This window comes from Thiomonas sp. 13-64-67, assembly GCF_002282795.1.
GTDB classification, from domain to species: Bacteria; Pseudomonadota; Gammaproteobacteria; order Burkholderiales; family Burkholderiaceae_C; genus Thiomonas; species Thiomonas arsenitoxydans.
Genome location: NZ_NCKP01000139.1, coordinates 1 through 1,180, shown reverse-complemented (window position 1 = coordinate 1,180; position 1,180 = coordinate 1). Strand labels below are relative to the sequence as shown.

The following is a 1,180-nucleotide window of genomic DNA, read 5'->3' as shown; positions in this document are numbered from 1 at the left end:
CTGGAAGACGCGCGCTCTGCGGGAAGAAAAAACGCTGACCGAGCTCATCATGGAAGCGATGAAGCCATACTCACATGAAGATGTGAGTGCATGAAGATTAGTGTTGGCACGCGGTATTGCATCCATCCCGATGAGTGCACTGGCTTTGCCGTCCGTTCTGCAGTAACTTTCACACCATGAACGCTGTCCTATCCCCGATTGAATCCGAGTTCGCCACACAGGAAGAAGCCCAGGCCCATGACGCCTGGTTTCGTCAGCGCGTCCTGGAAAGCCTGGCCGATACACGACCTGCGGTGCCACATGACCAGGCGATGGCCCGAATCCATCAAGTGATCGCCGATGCAGCGGCGCGCCGCCGGTCAACAGACGCCAGCTAGGCATGCTGCCAATCTACTGGAGGGAATCCGCCCTCGAGGAGTTGGCCGCTATTGCCACGTTTATCGCGCTGCGCAACGAGGCTGCAGCCATCTCGCTGACTGAACAGATTGAACTGGCCGTCTCAGCCGCAGCAGCCCATCCTTATCTATACCGTGCCGGGCGCGTTTCAGGCACGCGCGAGCTGGTCGCGCATCCCAACTACATCGTGGTGTACCGAGTCACAGATCGGGTGGAAGTCTTGAACGTGCTTCACGCTAGGCAACGCTACCCGCGCTGAACGGCATCCACACTGCGCCTACTCCCGCGCGAACGGATCGGCTTGCAGGATGAGTTTTTCCAGCACCTCGGCCCGCGTGGCTTGGCGGCGGATGCCCAGCTCGGTGAGCCGGTCTGTGGCTTGCGGCGAGAGATACACCGTCACCGCCACCAAGGCCGCGTTGCGCGCCTTGGCCCGTTTTCTGGCCGCATAGCGGCGTGCCCGCTCCGCATCTGACAGCGGTTCCCGCACCTCGCCCTTACGCGGCCTTCCAGGGGTCTGCGGAGGTGGCGGAGGCGCCTTGCGCGTCTGCGCCATTTACCCCGCCTGCCGGGCGGCGGCACCCGCTGCCAACTGCTGCGCCGCCAAGTCCCGCAAGGCCGAAGTCTGCGCCTGCGCAATGACGTGGCCCTGTGCTGCCGCCTTGTGCAGCCACATCATCGCCAAATTCTCATCCCGCTCGATCCCCAGCCCCTCGCGGTAGCAGCGATACAGCCAGTGCATCGCCTCCGGGTCATCCTGACGCGCGGCCCGCTGAAAGAAGGC

The 1,180-nt window shown here is 63.1% G+C and carries 3 protein-coding genes and 1 pseudogene; 2 read left to right on the top strand and 2 right to left on the bottom strand.

Annotated elements, in window-relative coordinates:
- Positions 1 to 176 precede the first annotated feature (176 nt).
- Both relB and B7X30_RS15655 read left to right on the top strand, forming a co-directional pair.
- Positions 177 to 377 (top strand): type II toxin-antitoxin system RelB family antitoxin, encoded by a 201-nt coding sequence (gene relB, locus B7X30_RS15660; protein ID WP_286731892.1) that lies wholly within the window; start codon positions 177 to 179, stop codon positions 375 to 377.
- 2 nt (positions 378 to 379) lie between these two features.
- Entirely contained in the window at positions 380 to 655 is a 276-nt protein-coding gene (locus B7X30_RS15655; protein WP_286731890.1) for a type II toxin-antitoxin system RelE/ParE family toxin, read from the top strand.
- Positions 656 to 673: 18 nt separating this feature from the next.
- On the opposite strand, the gene B7X30_RS15650 is transcribed toward B7X30_RS15655, so the two are convergent.
- Together B7X30_RS15650 and B7X30_RS15645 are read right to left on the bottom strand one after the other, a co-directional pair.
- The gene (locus B7X30_RS15650) at positions 674 to 952 is read right to left on the bottom strand and encodes a RepB family protein (RefSeq protein WP_286731887.1); all 279 of its coding nucleotides are present in this window, start codon (positions 950 to 952) and stop codon (positions 674 to 676) included.
- Positions 953 to 1,180: pseudogene (locus B7X30_RS15645) on the bottom strand (sel1 repeat family protein); the annotation flags it as partial. It abuts the gene before it with no gap.